Here is a 17,412-nt window from a genome sequence, read left to right as displayed (position 1 = left end):
GCTGCTTCCCGCCGTCCCCTCCCGGCCGGGGCCGTCGTTCCCTACGCTTGTCGCCCGTGGCTGACGACCTGACGGACCGACCCTGCGCCGCCGTGCCGCCCTGGCTGACCGACCTGGGCCGGAAGGCGTCCGGGGACCTCCCGCCGGAGCTCACGCGGTACGCGGGCCCGGTGCCCGCCCACGCACGGGGCTCCGCCGTCCTGGTGCTCTTCGGCACCGGCGACCAGGGCCCGGACCTGCTCTTCCTGCGGCGTTCCGGAGCCCTGCGGGACCACCCCGGCCAGGTGTGTTTCCCCGGTGGCTCCGCCGCCCCCGGTGACGGCGGCCCTGTGCGTACCGCGCTGCGCGAGACGTGTGAGGAGACCGGGCTGGAGCCGGCGCGGGTCCGGATCGCCGGGGCGCTGACCCCGCTGAACCTCGCCCACAGTGGCTTCTCGGTCGTTCCGGTGCTCGGCTGGTGGGGGGCCGGCGGCCGGATCGCCGGGGACGGCGAGGAAATCGTGTCCGTCCACCGGGTGCCCCTGGCGGACCTCGCCGACCCCGGGGCGCGGCTGCTCGTCCGGTTCCCCGACGGCCATCTGAGCCCCGGGTTCCTGGCCCGGAACCTGTTCGTGTGGGGGTTCACCGCCGCCCTCGCCTCCTGGCTGCTGCGGCTCGGCGGCTGGGAACGGCCCTGGGACGCCGACCGGATCGAGGACCTGTCCGATGCCCGGCGCCGCTACGGGGGCGGCCCGCCCCCCTGAGCCGGACGCACGGCGGCGGTCCTCGCGCCGGAGGCGGGGCCGGTCCGTCGCAGTGCTCGTTCCCGCTGCCCCGCGCGGAAGCCGTCGACGGGCCCCGAGGACGAGCGCAGCAGCGCCAGGTACTCGGACGTCTCCACCGCGACGGCCTCCTCGACGGTCCGGCCGAGGCCGCCCATCACCGCCGCTTTCAGGTGCCGCAGGCAGTCGCCCGGGACATCGGCCAGGGTGCGGGCGAACAGCGTGGTCTCCTCGCGGAGCCGGTCCCGCGGCACCGCGCGCAGCGCCAGCCCCTTGTCGACGGCCTCGGTCGCCGACAGCCACCGGCCGGTCATCAGCAGCTCCATCGCGGGCTGCAGGCCGATCTTCCGGACGGTGCGGTGGGTGGCGCCGGCACCCGGCATGTGACCGTACGGTGTGTGCACGTCGCCGATCCGGGCCTCCTCGGCGATCAGCACGAAGTCGCAGGCCACCACCATCTCGAAGCCGCTGGCCCGAGCCTTGGCCTGCACCATGGCGATCGTCGGCACCGGCATGCGCTCCAGGGCGAAGACGACCCGGTTCAGGCGTTCCAGGTAGGCGGCGAACAGGTCGGAGTCGGTCTCCTCGCCGTCCAGGACCTCGGTGAGGAAACCGAGGTCGCTGCCGATGCAGAAGGCCCGGTCACCGGCACCGGTGAGGACGAGCACCCGGCTGGAGCCGTCCTCGGCGACCCGGGCGAAGGCGTCCAGCAGTTCGTGGTGCATCCGCTCGGTGGTGGCGTTGAGCCGCTCGGGCCGGTTGAGCGTGACCCAGGCGATCCCGTCGGCCCGGTCCAGCAGAATCGTCTCGTACACCGGGTCCCTCCCCTCCGCCGGGGTCACCGGGCGAGATCCGCCGCGAGCGGGAACCCGGTCATCGCCTCGCCCCGCACGGACGCGTCCGCCCGGACGAAGACCAGGGCGTAGGCGCGGCGGGGGCGGTCGGTGAGGTTCGGCCCGGAACCGTGCAGGGCGTTGGCGTGGTGGACCAGAGCGCTGCCCGCGGGCACCGGGTACGCCACGGGTTCCTGCTCGCTGCGCGCCTCGACCAGAACGGCGCCCTCCTCCGGCCGGTTGTGTTCCACCCGGCCCCAGCGGTGGCTGCCGAGGACGTAGTGGACGCAGCCGTTCTCCGGCGTGGCGTCGTCCAGGGCCATCCACACGGTGACCGCCTCGGGCGGTGTGAGATGCCAGTAACGGTTGTCCTGGTGCAGGGCGAGACGGCTGCGGTCGCCCTTGCCGGCCGGCTTGTAGAAGGAGTGGTCGCGGAACAGGCGCACCGGTCCGCCGAGAAGGCGCTCCACCCGCCGGTAGAGATCGGCGCGGCGGACCTGGGCCTCGCAGGCCGGGTCGGACTGCCACAGGTTCACCTTCTGCAGCAGGGCCAGGTCCAGCGGTCTGCCCCTCCGCTCCGACAGGTCACGGACCCCCTCGGCCGGCCGGCCGTCGTCGAAGAAGGCCCGCTCCACGCTTCCCCGGAGATCCGCCACCTGCTCGGGTGTCAGCACGTGGTCCCAGCGGACCACTCCGTCGCGTCGGAACACCTCACGTTCACCGGCTGCCGGATCCGTCGTGGTCGTCGGCTCCACCGCACCGGCGGGCAAGTGGGAAGCAGTCATGACACTCCTCGGGACGGGAGGGGCCGGGCAGTCGTGGCGCGGCAGGAGAACCGGAGGGGACGTTCCGCCGGACTCCGCAGCGATGCTGCCACAGGGCCGGCCCCCGGCCCATAGGCCGAGACCGCATCGTCGTGATGCGCCCACGGCATGGCTCCCGCGGGCCGGGCCCACTCATGCCGTCGGCGGGTGGCGGTGACCCGCGAATGGCATTGGACGCCGCTCCGACGTGCGGTGTCCCCTGTACTGCGGCTTGCAAGCCCTATGTGACCCCCCGTCGACGCGAGCCGTTCCGGAACCGCTCCCGCCTCCTCACAGGCGGGCAGGCACGGCATCGCCACGTTCGCCACGCCACGGAGCCGGGTGCACAGGCTGTGCGGGCAGTCGGTGGGTGCCCCGGGACTGTCCACGCGCAGGAGGCCAGACACGCATGCAGGTTCTACTCGTGAACGCTCGCCGGTCGTCGTACTCCGGGGAGTCCATCTCCGCACCGCAACTGGGGCTGCTCTCCCTGGCCGCGACCCTCCGGGAGGGCACCTTCCACGACACCAAGGGCACCGACGTCCGTTTCATCGACGACCAACTCTTCGTCCTGCAGAGGCCGCTGGCCACACCCAACGAATTCCTGCGCGGCCATCACCCGGACATCGTGGGTATCCAGGTGCTCACCTCCAGCCTGAAGAACGGCATCAAACTCGCTGCCGAGAGCCACCGGCACCACCCGGGCGCACTGGTCGTGTTCGGCGGCGTCGGCGCCACCCCGCTGGCACGGCAGCTCGTCGAGGACGGCGACGCGGACGTGGTGGTCAAGGGCGAGGGAGAGGTCACCTTCTCCCACCTGGTCCATGAGTACGGCACCAACGGCCGCAGGAACCTGCGCAAGATCCGCGGCATCGTCTTCCGGGACGAGGACGGCACCGTGGTCGAGACGCCGGCCGCGCCGCAGGTGATGCGTCTCGACAAACTGCCCAGGCCCGCCCGGGACCTGGCGGACATGCAGCTGTACAACCAGATCTCCCGCGGCCGGTCAGGCAACCTCGTCACCAGCCGCGGCTGCTCGTACGCCTGCGCCTACTGCTACTCCAAGCACCAGTGGGGAGTCGGCCAGCGCCGGCACAGCGCGGAGCGGGTCGTCGAGGAGATCCGCGAGCTGGTCGAGGTCCATGGATTCGACCGGATCCGCATCGAGGACGACGACTTCGTCGAGGACGTCCCACGCATGCAGGAGCTGTGCCGGGGCATCGAGAAGTCCGGTCTGCAGGGCAAGTTCGAGTGGGAGGCCAAGGCCCGTCCGGACCTCATCGACGACGACATGGCACGCATGCTGCGCGACTCCGGGTGCTTCCGGCTCCTGGTCGGTGTCGAGACCCTCGACTGGTCGCTGCTCAAGCGGCTCGGCCGTCCGGTCAAGGTCGACGTCACCGAGCGCGCGCTGAGCTCGCTGAGCAAGGCCGGGATCGGTGTACAGGCCACTCTGATCCTCGGCATCCCGGGCGAGACCGACGAGGCGATGCGCACGACCATCACCTGGCTGCAGGCGCGGCTCGGCGACAACCGGCACGACATCGTCTCGCCTTGCTTCTTCGTGCCCTTCCACCACGAGGTGGAGAAGGACATGGCGAAGCGGGTCGACTTCACCCTGGAGACCGACGACAGCGACTGCTTCACCGGCCACATCCCGGTGACCTCCAGCAAGGCCGCGTCCATCGACGAACTGTGGAAGCTGTACGACGACATGACCCCCACGCGTCGCGACGGCAAGTACAAGCGCATCGCGTACCTGGCCGACCTGAGCACCGTCCAGACCCGGCTCGGTCTGCTCGACGGCGGCGCCCCGCAGACGAAGGAGCCGGCCGCGCTGGTTCCGGAGGTCCAGTGAGTGCGCCGACGGCCGCCCTGGACGCGGGAGTCCTGGACGTCCCGGCCTACGACGGTTCGCGGCCGGTCATGTCACTCCGCCCGGACGTTCTCCACGACGGTGGTGGCAGGCCGCTGGCCCGTCTGGGTTCCGCCGGCCGTCTCGCGCAGTTCCGGATGGCCGAGGAGGCCGGCCGGGCGGCCCGCCGCCTGCGCGGCATGGACGACACGGCCTGGTTCGGGCTGCTGCGCAGCGCCGCGGACCGTATCACCGCCCGGCTGGACACCGGTGACCTCGATCCGTGGCTGCGGGCACTGTCCGCGGTGAGCGGCCTGCCGAGCCGGCGGGCCGCCCGTGGGCTGCGCACGGCCGCCCAGGACCTCGCCCGCATGGAGGAGATCCTGGCCGCGCAGTCCCCCGACGGCACGGTGGCGGCCTACCGGACCGGCGGCCGTGGCCCGAGGTGGAGCTGGCGCCCGGCGGGCCGGTCGGTGCTGGTGCGTCAGCCGGGCAACTTCCCCACCATCAACATCGAGTGGCTGCAGGCCCTGGCCGCGCGTCGTCCGGTGCTGCTGAGCACCGGGGCCGCCGACCCCTTCACACCGGTCCTGCTCACCGAGGAGCTGTACGCGGCCGGGCTGCCCGAGCACGGTGTGTCCGTGGTGCACGGCGACGCACCCGCGCTGCGCCGGCTGGCCGACCAGGTGCTGTGGCCGGGCGAGGACGTGCCTGCCGACCTGCCGGCCGGAAGGGTGAAGACGTACCACTTCGGCCGGAGCCGGGCGGTGATCGGTGACCGGTTGCCGGGGGACGCCTGGCAGCGGCTGGCCCGGGAGGCGTTCGCGGGCTGCGGCAGGCTCTGCACCAACATCAGCTCCCTCGTCGTGCCGGGCGATCCCAAGGAAGCGGCCGAGGCCCTGGCCCACGAGTTCGCGGTCCGTCCGGTGCTGCCGCTGGACGATCCCCGGGCGGCGGTGCCCGCGTTCCCGGACCGGGCGGTGCGCGACGCGCTCGCACTGCGGATCGAGAGGGAGGTCGCCGCCGGCGCGGTGGACGTCACCGCGGCCACGACCGGTGTGCCGCTGCGGGTGGACCTCGACGGCCTCGCCTTCCTGCGGCCCACGGTGCTGCTGGTGGACCCAGGATCGCCGTTGTTCGGCACGGAACTCCCGTTCCCCTTCACGGCGGTGGCGCACGTGCCCCGGTCGAAGGCGGTCGCCGCGTGCGCCGGGTCCCTGATCGTGTCCGTCGTCGGCGAGACCGACGGGCTGGTGCGGGCGCTCGCCGAGGAACCGGGCGTCGACAAGGTCTTCGCCGGCGACCAGTTCGACCGCGGCTACCACCCGTGCGACCCGCACGAGGGCCATCTCGCCGACTTCCTGTTCAAGAAGAAGGCCGTACTCCCGGACACCTCCGCGTGACCGGCCCGGACGGCAACCAAGGAGAGGGACCCGTCATGCGCAGTCCGAGCGAGTCGAGGCTCCGTCCGATCACCGACGAGGACGTGCGCCGCCTCGTCCGCCTCCACTTCGATCCGCGGCACGGCACGCCGTACTGGCTGGAGCGTGACCGGCGGCAGGGCACCGCCGCCCTGGAGAAGGTGCACGGTCTCGCGGACGCCGCCGCCCTGATCGGGCTGCGTGACGGACCCGACCAGATGCACTTCGAGGAGGCCGCCCGCCGGACCCCGCTGGAGAACTTCGTGCCGCGCTCGGTGCTCGCCGAGGGCGGCCCGCTGTGGGCGGCGCAGACCGGCGGCACCACGGGACCGGCCAAGCACGGCACCTGGGGCAGCCGCTACTGGGAGGACGTCCTCTCCTTCTCCGACGAGTTCCTGGATCTGCACGGCGTCCCACGCGGGAAGAACTGGCTGTTCGTCGGGCCGATGGGCCCGCACACGACGGGCCGACTGGTGGTCGCCTTCGCGGAGCGCCGCGGCGGGATGTGCTTCTCCATCGACCTCGACCCGAGGATCGTGAAGATCTTCGGCGAGGAAGGCATGACCGCCGCCTACGACCGCTATGTGGACCACCTCTGGGCGCAGATCGCGGAAGTGGCCCGGTCCCAGGACATCGGTGTCCTGTTCTGCACCTCCCGGCTGCTGGAGATGCTGCCCGAACGGCTCGGCACCGAGGCGCTGGCCGGGGTACGGGCCGTCGTGCACGCCGGCACCACCATGGAGCCCGAAGCGCACCGGCAACTGCGCGAGGACTTCTTCCCCGGCGTACCGGTGGTCGGCATGTACGGCACGTCGACCACCGGCATCAGCTGGCAGAAGCCCTTCGAGGCGGAGGACGAGCACCGGGTGGTGTACGTGCCGTGCCAGCCGCACATCGCCCTCGACGTCGTCGACGACCAGGGGGACGAAGTCCCCTACGGCGAGGAAGGCCGGGTACGGGTCTGGCGGCTGACGGACGACGCCCTGCTGCCCGGCTTCTGGGAGCGGGACCGGGCCCGGCGGGTCCGCCCCTACGGGGTCGCGGCCGAACGCTATCCATGGCCGTGGGTGGGAGATCCGTACAGCCCCGAGTTCACCGAAGGACACCGCGTCGAGGGGGTCTACTGACATGGCCGGATTCCTGTTGTACAGCCGGCCGGACGGCGGCACCGAGGTCGACCTCCTCGGCGAGGGCCGAGGCATGGAGGTCATGGTGCGGCGCGACGGCACGGACGTCCTCGTGGTCCAGGGCGACCGGCTCGCCGAGGAGGAACCGCCGGAGCACGCGCCGCTCGCCGACCTGGCGGCCTGGGCCGAGCGAAGTCACAGCCGCTACTGCGCCGTCCTGGTCCGCGAGGGCCGGGCCACCCTGTGGAGCGACATCGGCGCGACCTGCCCGCTGCACTGGGCGCGTACCGCCGGGGCACTCCTGGTCGGTACGTCGGCCGGTGCCCTGCTTCCGCGTCTGGGCCGCCCCGTGGTGCTGGGCGACGCCGAACGGTCGCTGTTGCCCGGCGGCCGGTTCGCCGGGGTGAGGGCGGTTCCCGCGAACAGCGCGGTGACCCTGGTGGTGGACGCCTACGACGACGACCCGGTGTCGGTACACCGGCTCGCACGGCTGCCGGAGCGGCCCTCGGTGACGGACCCGGACCAGGCGGTGCGGACCGTCCGGACGGTGCTGGGCGCGTCCGTCGCACGACTGGCCGCGGGTGCGGACGAGATCGGCGTCTCGCTCAGCGGCGGCGTGGACTCCTCCACGGTCGCGGCGCTCGCGGTGCGGGAGGCGGGGGCGTCGGCGGTGCGCACGTACACGGTGGGCACGCCGTTCGGCGACGAGTTCGCGCAGGCGGCGTGGCTGGCGGACCGGCTGGGCACCAAGCACGAGGAGGTGCTCTTCGGCCCGGACCAGCTCGCCGAGATGCTGCCCGGCATGATCCGCGCGCTGGAGACCTGGGACGCGCTCACCCTGCAGATCGCCGCACCCGCCTGCTTCCTGCAGGACCACATCGCCACCGACAGCCGCCAGGTGCTGCTGTCCGGGTACGGGGCGGACCTGCTGTTCGCGGGGCTCGGCGGCACCGGCGACGAGGAGGCCGTCGAGCGTGCCGTCGTCGCACAGACCTCCGCGACCGCGCGGAGCAACGAGTTCCACCCCGCCTTCGCCGACGCCCGCCACACCGCCGTACGCAACCCGTACTGGTCACGGGAGGTGATGTCCGCGGCCCTGGACATCCGCGGACGGCTCAAGATCCGGGAGGGAGAGGCGAAGTGGGTGCTGCGCAGCGCCGCCGCCGACATCCTGCCGGCGGAGGTGGCCTGGCGGCCCAAGCGCGGCATCCACGAGGGCACCGCGATGAGCCGGATGTTCGCCGCCGCGCTGGGCAGCGACGACCCCGCCGTCCAGGCCGGGCGGCTGTACGGGATCGCCACCGAGGTCTTCCGGAACGGCGGGCCGGAGACCGGACATGGCGACGCGGACCGGAACCGACGTCTGGGAGGCATGGGATGAGGGTTCTGCTGGTGTGGCCTCGCAACGAGCGGGCACTCCTGAGCGACCGGCTGAGCTGCTGCGAACCGCTGCCGCTCGAATACCTCGGGGGCGCGCTGCGCGGTCATCACGACGTGACGATCCACGACCTGCGCCTGGATCCGCCGCTGGCCCGGTACGCGGCGACGCACGAACCGCCGGACCTGGTGGGCGTGGCCATCCCCTACACCACCAGCGTCCGGGTGTCCCGCGAGGTGAGCCGTGAGGCCCGCCGCCTGTGGCCGGACGTACCGATCGTGCTCGGCGGCCACCACCCGACGGTCTCGGCCGAGTGGCTCGACGGCTTCGCCGCCGACTGGGTGGTGGCGGGCGAAGGCGGCGCCTCACTGAACCGGCTGGCCGCCGACCTGGAGGCGGGCCGCACTCCGCAGGCGGGGCAGGGGCTCGCGCCGTACGACGCCCGCACCGGCCTGGAACGCAACCGGCGGCCCCGCCCCGCGGCGCTCAACGACCTGCCGATGCCCGACCGCTCACTGCTCTCCCACCACAGGCAGGACTACTTCCACTCGATCTACCGGCCGGTGTCACTGATCCGGTTCACCGCGGGCTGTCCGTACACCTGCAAGTTCTGTTCGCTGTGGCGGATGACGGACCGGCGCTACCTGGTCAAGGACATCGACCGGGTCCTCGCCGAGATCGCCGACATCGACGGCGACAACCTCTACGTCGTGGACGACGAGGCGTTCATCCAGCCCGCGCGCATGCTCGAGCTCGCCGACGCCATCGACAAGGCCGGTTTCCGCAAGCGGTTCCACATGTACATACGCACCGACACCGCGCTGCGCCGGCCCGACGTCATCGCCCGCTGGGCGGAGATCGGCCTGGACTCGGTACTGGTCGGGGCCGAGTCGATGACCGACGACGAACTGTCCGGCTACCGCAAGGGCACCGACGCCGACCAGACCCGGCGGGCCCTGGAGCTCTTCCACACCAACCAGGTGAAGGTGCGGGCCAATTTCATCGTCCAGCCCAACTGGGTCGCCGAGGACTTCGCACGGCTCGGCCGGACCGTCGAGGAGCTGCAGGTGGACATGCCGAGCTTCTCCGTGCTGACCCCGCTGCCCGGCACGGACCTGTACGACGAGAGCCGGGACCAGCACATCAGCGACGACCCCGAACTCTTCGACTGCTACCACTCGCTCTTCCCGACGAGGCTGCCGCTGGAGGACTTCTACCACCGGCTCGCCGACCTGCTGGCTGGAGCGAGTGCCCGCCCCTCCCCTGGCGTCGCCTCCAGCCAGGACCCGTCCGTCTTCTACTACTCCGACAACAGCGCCTTCGACGAGATGCTCAGCGGCATCCGCCTCGCCGCCGGGCCGGGCCGGGACCGGAAGCCGGAGCGTGTCCCCAGCACCGGATGACCCCGCCCTCCGCCCCCGCCCGACCCCGGCACGCCGGTGCCGTCCCGCCGCTGCGCAGCCCCGACCACGAGGAGCCGTGACCCGAGCATGTCCGCCGAATCCTCCCCCCGCCGCAAGGTGTACTTCATCGGCCTCAACGCGGTGCCCTTCCTCCCCCTCGTCGCCGGCCTGCTGCGCACGTACGCGGAACAGGACGAACACATCGCGGCCTCCTACGACTTCCAGGAGCCGCTGTTCCTCGTCGCCCCCGTGCAGGAGATGGCGGACGGCATCACCGAGCCGGACGTCCTCGCCCTGTCCTGCTACGTGTGGAACTTCCGCCGGCAGATGAAGGTGGCGAAGATCCTCAAGGAGCGCTATCCGGACATGCTCGTGGTGGCCGGAGGGCCGCACGTGCCTGACCGGGTGGGCGACTTCTTCACCCGCCACCCCTACGTCGACGTCCTGGCGCACGGTGAGGGCGAGGTGGCCTTCCGGGAACTGCTGTCCGCGCGGCTCTCGGACCGCCCCGACTACACCGGTGTGCCCGGCGTGACGGTGCAGAAGGGAAACACCCCGGTCGCCGGACCGCCGGCCAAGCGGCTGCCGCGGCGGATCGAGACCCCGAGCCCTTATCTGAACGGGGTGATGGACGGGGCCGTGGAAACCTGCCGGGAGCGCGACCTGCGCTTCTACGCGTTGTGGGAGACCAACCGTGGCTGCCCGTACTCCTGCGCCTTCTGCGACTGGGGCTCAGCGACGATGAGCGCCCTGCGGCTGTTCGACGAGGACCGCCTCCAGCACGAGATCGAGTGGTTCGCCCGCAACGACGTGGAGGACCTGTTCATCTGCGACGCCAACTTCGGCATCGTGCCCCGCGACCTGGAGATCGCGCACGCGCTGGCGGAGGCCCGCACGGAGGCCGGCTCGCCGAAGCAGATCCGGGTCAACTTCGCCAAGAACTCCAACGACCGGGTCTTCGAGATCAGCAAGGCCTGGCACGACGTGGACCTGCTGATGGGCACCACGCTGTCCATGCAGAGCACCGACATGGACGTCCTGGAGGCCATCGACCGCAAGAACATCGGCCTCGACAACTACCGCAAACTGCAGCAGCGGTACGCCGTCGAGAACATCCACACCTACACCGAGCTGATCCTGGGACTGCCGCTGGAGACCGCGCGCACCTTCCGCGACGGCATCGGCTCGCTGCTGGAGGCCGGCAACCACGAGGACATCCGCGTCTACGAATTCGGCATCCTGCCCAACGCTCCGATCAACACCCCGGAGAAGATCGCCGGTTACGGCCTGCGCACCGTACCCAAGCGCCTCTACGTCGAGCGGCCCGGCACCCCCGACGACGAGGCGGAGACCATGGACATGGTCATGGAGACCAGCGCCATGTCCCGTGACGAATGGGTCGAGTCCTTCGCCTTCGTGCAGGCGGTGCAGTTCCTGCACAACGGCTGCTACACCCGCTACCTGTCGATCTACCTGCGGCAGGAGCACGGGATCGGCTACACCGCCTTCTACGAGGGGCTGCAGAACTACTTCACCGCCCGCCCCACCAGCTTCATCGGCTCCCTCTACCTGCGCATGCGCAGCCTGTACCAGGACTACATCGACATCCCGACGCTGCCGCTGGCCAACCTGGTCGCCAGCCAGCCCGACCTGGCGACCCACCTCGCCCCGTACGGCAGACGACGGGGCTGGACGATCGACAACTGGGGCTGGCTACGGGTGGCCACCGAGTTCGACCGGTTCCACGCCGAAGTGGGCGACTACCTCCGCACCCTGGGACTCGACCCCGACCAGGACGCGCGGCTGCGCGACGTGCTGCGCTTCCAGCGTGACGTCATGCTGCGCCCGGACTACGACCCGCAGCACGGCAAGACCGCCGAGTACGACCACGACTGGCCGCACTACTTCGGCGGCGGCCCGCTGCGCCGGCGCCGTCTCCGGGTGGACTACACCGACCAGCGGTTCGGGGCGAACGGCCGCTTCCGCCCGGCGCCGGGTGACCTCAAGGCGTTCGCACTGGCGGCGATCGGCCCGAGCTATCCGGTCTCTCGGATCGGCCACTACCGGCACCGCTTGGAGTCCGCCGAGGTGACGCCCCTGGCGGAGCACGCACTCAGCGAGCAGCGGTGACCGCGGGCCCCGACGCTCCGGCCCCCGCCCTGCCGCACCGTGCGGCACTGGCCGTGCTCGCCGGGGCCTGCGGCCTGTTCGCGCTGCTCCAGCTCGGCGTGGCGACAGTGCTGCCACAGATCCAGGGCGCGTTCGGTGTGTCCGGCTCGGACGCCGCGTGGGTGGTCTCCGGACACCTGCTCGTCGGCTGTGTCGCCACGCCCGTCGTGAGTCGGCTGGGCGACCTGTACGGCCGGCGCGCGGTACTGCTCGCCGTCCTGGCCGTGGTGGCGGTGGCGTCCGTGGCGTCGGCGCTCACCGGGTCGTTCACCGTGCTGCTCGTCGCGCGCCTGGTGCAGGGTGTGGCCGCCGGTCTCTTCCCGCTGTGCGTCGGCCTGCTGCGGGAGGGCTTCCCCCAACGGTCGCTGTCCGGCCCGTCGGGCCTGCTGTCCGCCTCCTTCGGCACCGGTGGCGGTGCCGGCATCGTGCTGGCGGGCCTGTTCGGCGGTGGCCTCCCGGCCGTGCGCTGGCTGTTCGCGACAGCCGCGCTCCTCGCCACGGTGCTGCTGGCGGCGGGCGCCCTGGTGCTGCCCGAGACGCCGCGCCGACCCGCCACCCGCATCGACGTACCCGGGCTGCTGCTCCTAGGCACCGTCAGCACCTGCCTGCTGCTGGCACTGACCCGGTACGGGCAGGAAGGCCTCGGCTCGGTCACCGGCACGGTGCTGCTGGCGGTCGCGGCCGCGGGCTGCGTCCTCCTGCTCCGGGTGGAGCGCCGGTCACCGGAACCGGTGCTGGACATGCGGCTGATGTCCCGCCGGCCGCTCCTCTGCCTGAACCTGGTCAGCCTGCTGACCGGGCTGGTGATGTTCCAGATCGGCGTGCTCGCGCCCGCCCTGGTGGCCGCCCCCCGCGACACGGGGTACGGCCTCGGCGCGGGCGGTGCCGTCCTGACCCTGGTCATGCTGCCCATGCAGCTCGGCGCGCTGTCCGGTGGACTGCTGTCCGGCTGGCTACGGGAGTCGGGGAGGCTGACCACCCGCACGGTGATGGGAACGAGCACGGTCCTGTTCGCGTCCGGTCCCGTCGTGTTCGCCCTTCTGCCCTCCGGCGCCGGTGGCCTGGCCCTGGGCACGGCCCTGAACGGCCTGGCCACCGGCCTGCTGGGCGGGGCCATGGTGGAACTGCTGGTGCAGGCCTCGCCGAGCGGGTCGACCGCGGTGACGGTCGGCCTGAACGGCGTGCTGCGCAGCCTCGGCGGAGCCTTCGGTGTGCAGGTCAGTTCCATGGTGCTGGCGGTCGCGGGCGGCGCGGACGCCCACCCCTCGGCCGCCGCGTACCGCACCGTGTTCGCCGGCTCGGCCGTCCTGGCCGTCGTCGCGGTGGGTGCGGCGTTCCTCTTCCCCCGTTCACCCGTGCCCAGGCAGGAGGTTCCGGTGCCGCCCGGCCACACCTCCCGTCCGATTCGGCCAACCACCTGAGGGCCGGGTTCCGCTGGGCCGCCGCCGACCTACCGTGGACCGGGTTACACGTGGAATCGGTAGGCACGCCCAGCCACGGCGCCGGCCCCGGGCCGAGCCGGACCTGGGCCGGCCGTGGGAGTGAGGAGAGCCGGATGTTCGACCTGCGCCGTTCGGACGTGGTACTGCTGCAGGCGGTGGCCGACCACGGCAGTCTGCACGCGGTCGAGCGGGACGGCCGTATGACGCAGTCGTCCGCCAGCCGTCGGCTCGTCAAACTCGAACGCCGGCTGCGCACCCTGCTGGTGACCCGCAGTGCCACCGGTACCGAGCCCACCGAAGCCGGGCACGCCCTCCTGCACGTCGGGCGGCGGCTGCTGGCCGCGATCGACTTCGCGATCGCCACCACCCACCACGGGGCCGACGCGGCGAGCCGGCTGCCCGTGGTGGAGTTCGCGGTGGGGACGGAGTGGGCGTACGGCCTCGACCAGCACCTGGCCGGACGATTCCCGGACGTGGTGTTCGACATAGTGCCGGACGACTGCCACCGGGTCTGGCAGCGATTCGAACGGTACGCCGCCGACGCGGCTCTCGGCTGGGAGACGGCGCGGCGGCCGGTGGCGCGGCGCGGCGGTGTCCTGATCCGGACCGTCGCCGAGGAGCCTCAGCAGATCGCCCTGCCTCTTGGTCATCCTCTCGCCGCACAGGAGATCCTGGACCTGCGCGACCTCGCCCGCACGGAATGGGTGGCCGTGGTCGGCGGCGATTCCGGTGACGACCAGGGCTGGGCACTCTCCCGGCTCACGCCGGTTCCGCCCGTCAGCTTCACGGTGCGCTCCCAGGGGGCCGCCCTCGACCTGGTGCGCCGTGGGTACGGCATCGCGCTGGTCTCTCCCTCGACCCTCGGCGGGAACGCCGGACCGGGAGTGGTGCTGCGCCCGCTGCGGCAGAAGTTCGTCCGCAGGCTGCGGCTGGCCGTCGACCCGCTGGCGATCCCGGAGCCGCTCGCCGAGGACCTGTGCGCCTGGCTGCGCCGGCGGTACGCGCTGCGGACGACGGCACACGGCACCACCCCGCCGGGCACCCGCCGGGACCGGGCTCCGGACAGCGGGGACCGCTCCGCCCCGGCCACCGGCGGGTGCGTGGTGCCCCCGCCGGTCCTGCTGACCGAGTTGCGCTGGTCCGCGTCGGACCGCTGCGGCGGCTTCGAACCCGAGCACCTGCACCTGCTCCGGGTGATCGGCCGGACCGGCAGTCTGAACCAGGCGGCTTCGGCCCTGCTGGTCACCCAGCCCGCGCTGACCCGCCGTATCCACCGGCTCGAAACGAGCTGCGGCCTGCCGCTGGTGCACAGCACGGCCCGCGGCACCTCGCTGTCGGCCACCGCGCGTCGGCTGCTGGCCTGCACGGGCCCGGCCGAGCACCGGCTCGACACCCTGGTGAACCACCTGCGCGAGGGCGATTCCGCTCCCGTCCCCGCGGCCGACCGGCCGCCTGCCGAGGCCGGCGCGGGACCGTCCCGTTCCCCGGTCAGTGTCCGGACGGCACCCCGCTGAGATGCTCCAGGACGGCCTGGCGTCCGGCGGGGGCCAGCAGGGGCGCCAGGGCGAGGGCCGTCTCCCGCGGTGTCCGGTGGTGGACACCGGCCATCCCGAGTGCCCGGGCGGCCCGGACGTTGCGTCCGAGGTCGTCCACCAGGAGGCACTCCTCGAGCCGACGGTCCAGCAGCCGGGCGGTGTGCCGGAAGACCTCCGGCTCCGGCTTGCGCAGGCCCACCTCGCAGGAGATCACGACGGCGTCGAACAACCCGTCCCAGCCTCGCCGGTCGTACGTGTGTCCCCAGGAGTTGGACAGCAGGGCGACCTTCAGGCCCGCGTCGCGCAGTACCCGCAGCAGGTCCACCATGGCCGGCTCGTCTGTGAACGGCGCGAACATCCTTTCCACCAGGCCCTCCGCGACGGGGTGCGAGCCGTCGGACCGGCGGACCAGAGCGGCCAGCGTCGCCTCGAATTCGGCCACCGGCAGCTCGCCCCGCTCCACCAGGTGGAACTGCCGCGCCGCCGGCCCGGGCACCGCCCGCGGCCCCAGAAGCCGCCCCAGAGCGGCGTGGAACTCCGCGGCATCGACTCCCTCGGCGGCCGCCCACACGGCGATGCCTTCGGCGAAGGACCGGGTGAGGACCCCGCCCCAGTCGACAACGATCCCCGACACCTCTGCCACGGTTTCCCCCTCGCCTTCGGGCAACGGGCCGGCGGGCCGCTGCTGGTCCTGTTCCAGGGTGCCCGCCTCGCCGGACGACCGCAGCCCGCCCTTCCCCATCCGCCCTATGCCTTTTGAGGCGTGCGTCGATCCGTCTCCGCGGATGCGTTGCCGCCGTCCGGAGGAGCGGCACATAGTCGAGCGGTACGGCATCGTGCGACAGCAGGCTCACGCGTACCGGAGGGTGACACGGATGCAGCTCGGTCGGCCGGTGGAAGAACTCGTCCGCGAACTGGACGAGCGTGGGTTCGTCACGCTCGACGGTCTTGTCCCCGAACCGGTCCTGGAGATCATGCGCCGCGGCTGCGACGACCTGATCGAGCGGACCCGGAGCATGCGCCACAGCACCCAGGGCTGGCAGCTGGAGGCCGAGGGAGAGGGCGGCGGCTGGGCGGCCCGTGCCGCGGGGAGGGAAGGCATTCCCGGCAAGGTGCGGGTGGTGGGCCGCGCCCACGAACACTCCCCGGAACTCGCCAAGGTCCCCGGACTGCTCGGTCTCAACGAGAACGTGGTGGAGCCGCTGCACGGTCTGCGCGGCGACTTCTACAACAGCTATCTGTGGGCCAAGCCGTCGGAGGTCGGCTCGGAGAAGCCCTGGCACCAGGACGCGCTCTTCCTCAAGGACGAGTTCTACGAGACCTACGAGGACGTCTTCACCATCTGGATCGCCGTGGACGACGCCCGCGAGGCCAACGGCTGCCTCCGCTTCCTGCCCGGCTCCCACCGCGGCCGCGTCCTTCAGGATCCGCACGGCATCGACCGTGCGGACCTGTTCTCCTCCCCGCGCGAACCCTCACTGGACATCGACCGGCTGTGGCCCGACCTGACGCCGGTCACCCTGCCCCGGCGCGCCGGTTCGGCCGTCCTCTTCGGGGCCTTCACCGCGCACACCTCCTCCGCCAACGACACCGAGGACCAGCGGCGTGCCGTCAGTTACGTCTACTCGCTGCCGCGTCGCCCCGGCACCGCGGGAGGCGGGCGGTGACGGCTGCGGTCCCGGGCGAGTCCCTCGGTGCGGCCTCGCGGGTACGTCGGACGCCGTACCTGCACCCGCTCGATCCCGCGGTCCACACCGACACCGTCTGGAGGCTCGCCCGCGCCCGGGACCTGGCGGCCCTGGGCCGGGTGGAGACGACACGGGGGTGGATCGCGGGAAGGCTCACGGCCCCCGGCGCGGATCCCGCGCGTGACGCCCGACTGTGCCTGGGGCCCGGCGGCGACATGGTCGGCGCCGCGTGGGTCGGCCGCACCTCGGGTGTGGCCGGCCGGGTCGTCGAGCTGGTCCTGGGACCGGAGGCCACCCGGGCCGACGGGACCGGGCTGCTCGACTTCGCCGTCACCCGCTGCCGCGAGACGCTCGGCGGTCCGGACGGCGTGGAGCAGGCGACGCTGTCCTGTTTCGTCTCGGAGGGCGAGCACACCACCCGTGCGGCACTGCGGGACCACGGCTTCGGCTCGCCCCGGGCCTACCACCGCATGTCGGTCGCACCGGACGGTCCGCTCCCGCCCGTTCCCGCCGTTCCGGGCGCGGTGGTACGCCCGCTGCGCGAGGAGGCGGACCTGCGTGCCTTCCACCGCGCGAAGAACCAGGCGTACGCCGCCGAGGAGGCCGGCAAGGAGGAGGACTCCTTCGACGCCTGGGCACGGTGGTACCGGTCCGACCCGGGAGTCGACCCGGAGCAGTGCGCGCTGCTCGAACTCGACGGCCGTGTCGTGGGGTTCGTGAACATCACCGACCGGATGCTGGACAGCCGTGGCGTGGCCTACGTGCGGCAGCTCGGCATCGACCCGTCGGTGCGCGGCAGAGGGCTGGGAGCCGTGCTGCTGAGGTGGGCGCTGGGCGAGGCGCGGCGCCGGCGCCGGACCGGGATGGTCCTCACCGTGGACCAGGAGAACGTCCGGGCACGTGCTCTGTACCGGAGGCTCGGCTGGCGGGTGGAGTCCCGCTGGGACGACGTCCGGCGCACCGTCACCCTGCCGCGTGGCGGCCATGGTTGAGGAGG

14 protein-coding genes are annotated in these 17,412 nt (G+C 72.4%); 11 read left to right on the top strand and 3 right to left on the bottom strand.

What is annotated here, in order from left to right; translation table 11 throughout:
• Positions 1–56 precede the first annotated feature (56 nt).
• A complete protein-coding gene (locus tag ACFVXE_RS09640; protein ID WP_389670467.1) occupies positions 57–743 on the top strand; it encodes an NUDIX hydrolase in 687 nt (228 codons plus the stop codon).
• On the opposite strand, the gene ACFVXE_RS09635 is transcribed toward ACFVXE_RS09640, so the two are convergent.
• Positions 719–1,576, bottom strand: coding sequence for an enoyl-CoA hydratase/isomerase family protein (locus tag ACFVXE_RS09635; protein WP_389670466.1), 858 nt, complete (start codon positions 1,574–1,576; stop codon positions 719–721). The genes ACFVXE_RS09640 and ACFVXE_RS09635 overlap by 25 nt on opposite strands.
• A gap of 23 nt (positions 1,577–1,599) precedes the next feature.
• On the bottom strand, positions 1,600–2,379 hold the full coding sequence (locus ACFVXE_RS09630; RefSeq protein WP_389670465.1) for a phytanoyl-CoA dioxygenase family protein: 780 nt from the start codon (positions 2,377–2,379) through the stop codon (positions 1,600–1,602).
• A gap of 427 nt (positions 2,380–2,806) precedes the next feature.
• Here ACFVXE_RS09630 and ACFVXE_RS09625 point away from each other — a divergent pair, with 427 nt between their 5' ends.
• The 8 genes from ACFVXE_RS09625 to ACFVXE_RS09590 all read left to right on the top strand — a co-directional run bounded on the left by ACFVXE_RS09625 (position 2,807) and on the right by ACFVXE_RS09590 (position 14,706).
• Complete coding sequence (locus ACFVXE_RS09625) at positions 2,807–4,255, top strand: B12-binding domain-containing radical SAM protein (RefSeq protein WP_389670464.1); 1,449 nt, start codon at positions 2,807–2,809, stop codon at positions 4,253–4,255.
• Entirely contained in the window at positions 4,252–5,655 is a 1,404-nt protein-coding gene (locus ACFVXE_RS09620; RefSeq protein ID WP_389670463.1) for an oxidoreductase, read from the top strand. The genes ACFVXE_RS09625 and ACFVXE_RS09620 overlap by 4 nt, the downstream gene beginning before the upstream one ends.
• Before the next feature lie 35 nt (positions 5,656–5,690).
• Positions 5,691–6,800 carry an AMP-binding protein gene (locus tag ACFVXE_RS09615; protein ID WP_389670462.1) on the top strand — a complete coding sequence of 370 codons (1,110 nt, stop codon included), beginning with the start codon at positions 5,691–5,693 and terminating at the stop codon, positions 6,798–6,800.
• Between the two features lies 1 nt (position 6,801).
• Positions 6,802–8,181, top strand: coding sequence for an asparagine synthase-related protein (locus tag ACFVXE_RS09610; protein WP_389670461.1), 1,380 nt, complete (start codon positions 6,802–6,804; stop codon positions 8,179–8,181).
• A complete protein-coding gene (locus ACFVXE_RS09605; RefSeq protein ID WP_389670460.1) occupies positions 8,178–9,581 on the top strand; it encodes a B12-binding domain-containing radical SAM protein in 1,404 nt (467 codons plus the stop codon). The genes ACFVXE_RS09610 and ACFVXE_RS09605 overlap by 4 nt, the downstream gene beginning before the upstream one ends.
• 87 nt (positions 9,582–9,668) lie before the next feature.
• Positions 9,669–11,711 (top strand): B12-binding domain-containing radical SAM protein, encoded by a 2,043-nt coding sequence (locus ACFVXE_RS09600; protein ID WP_389670459.1) that lies wholly within the window; start codon positions 9,669–9,671, stop codon positions 11,709–11,711.
• Complete coding sequence (locus ACFVXE_RS09595; protein WP_389670458.1) at positions 11,708–13,171, top strand: MFS transporter; 1,464 nt, start codon at positions 11,708–11,710, stop codon at positions 13,169–13,171. Before ACFVXE_RS09600 ends, ACFVXE_RS09595 begins: the two co-directional genes overlap by 4 nt.
• A 134-nt stretch (positions 13,172–13,305) precedes the next feature.
• Positions 13,306–14,706 carry a LysR family transcriptional regulator gene (locus ACFVXE_RS09590; protein ID WP_389670457.1) on the top strand — a complete coding sequence of 467 codons (1,401 nt, stop codon included), beginning with the start codon at positions 13,306–13,308 and terminating at the stop codon, positions 14,704–14,706.
• Here the strand turns inward: ACFVXE_RS09590 and ACFVXE_RS09585 are convergent.
• Complete coding sequence (locus ACFVXE_RS09585; RefSeq protein ID WP_389670456.1) at positions 14,681–15,469, bottom strand: HAD family hydrolase; 789 nt, start codon at positions 15,467–15,469, stop codon at positions 14,681–14,683. The genes ACFVXE_RS09590 and ACFVXE_RS09585 overlap by 26 nt on opposite strands.
• 133 nt (positions 15,470–15,602) lie before the next feature.
• Between ACFVXE_RS09585 and ACFVXE_RS09580 the strand changes: the two genes are divergently transcribed.
• Together ACFVXE_RS09580 and ACFVXE_RS09575 are read left to right on the top strand one after the other, a co-directional pair.
• Entirely contained in the window at positions 15,603–16,394 is a 792-nt protein-coding gene (locus ACFVXE_RS09580; protein WP_389670455.1) for a phytanoyl-CoA dioxygenase family protein, read from the top strand.
• Entirely contained in the window at positions 16,391–17,407 is a 1,017-nt protein-coding gene (locus tag ACFVXE_RS09575) for a GNAT family N-acetyltransferase (RefSeq protein WP_389670454.1), read from the top strand. The genes ACFVXE_RS09580 and ACFVXE_RS09575 overlap by 4 nt, the downstream gene beginning before the upstream one ends.
• The last annotated feature ends 5 nt before the right edge of the window (positions 17,408–17,412 follow it).

Origin of the sequence: Streptomyces sp. NPDC058231 (genome assembly GCF_042882275.1) — a bacterium.
In the GTDB taxonomy this organism is placed as follows: domain Bacteria; phylum Actinomycetota; class Actinomycetes; order Streptomycetales; family Streptomycetaceae; genus Streptomyces.
The sequence above is the reverse complement of the archived record's forward strand: the minus strand, read 5'-3'. Positions and strand labels throughout refer to the sequence as shown.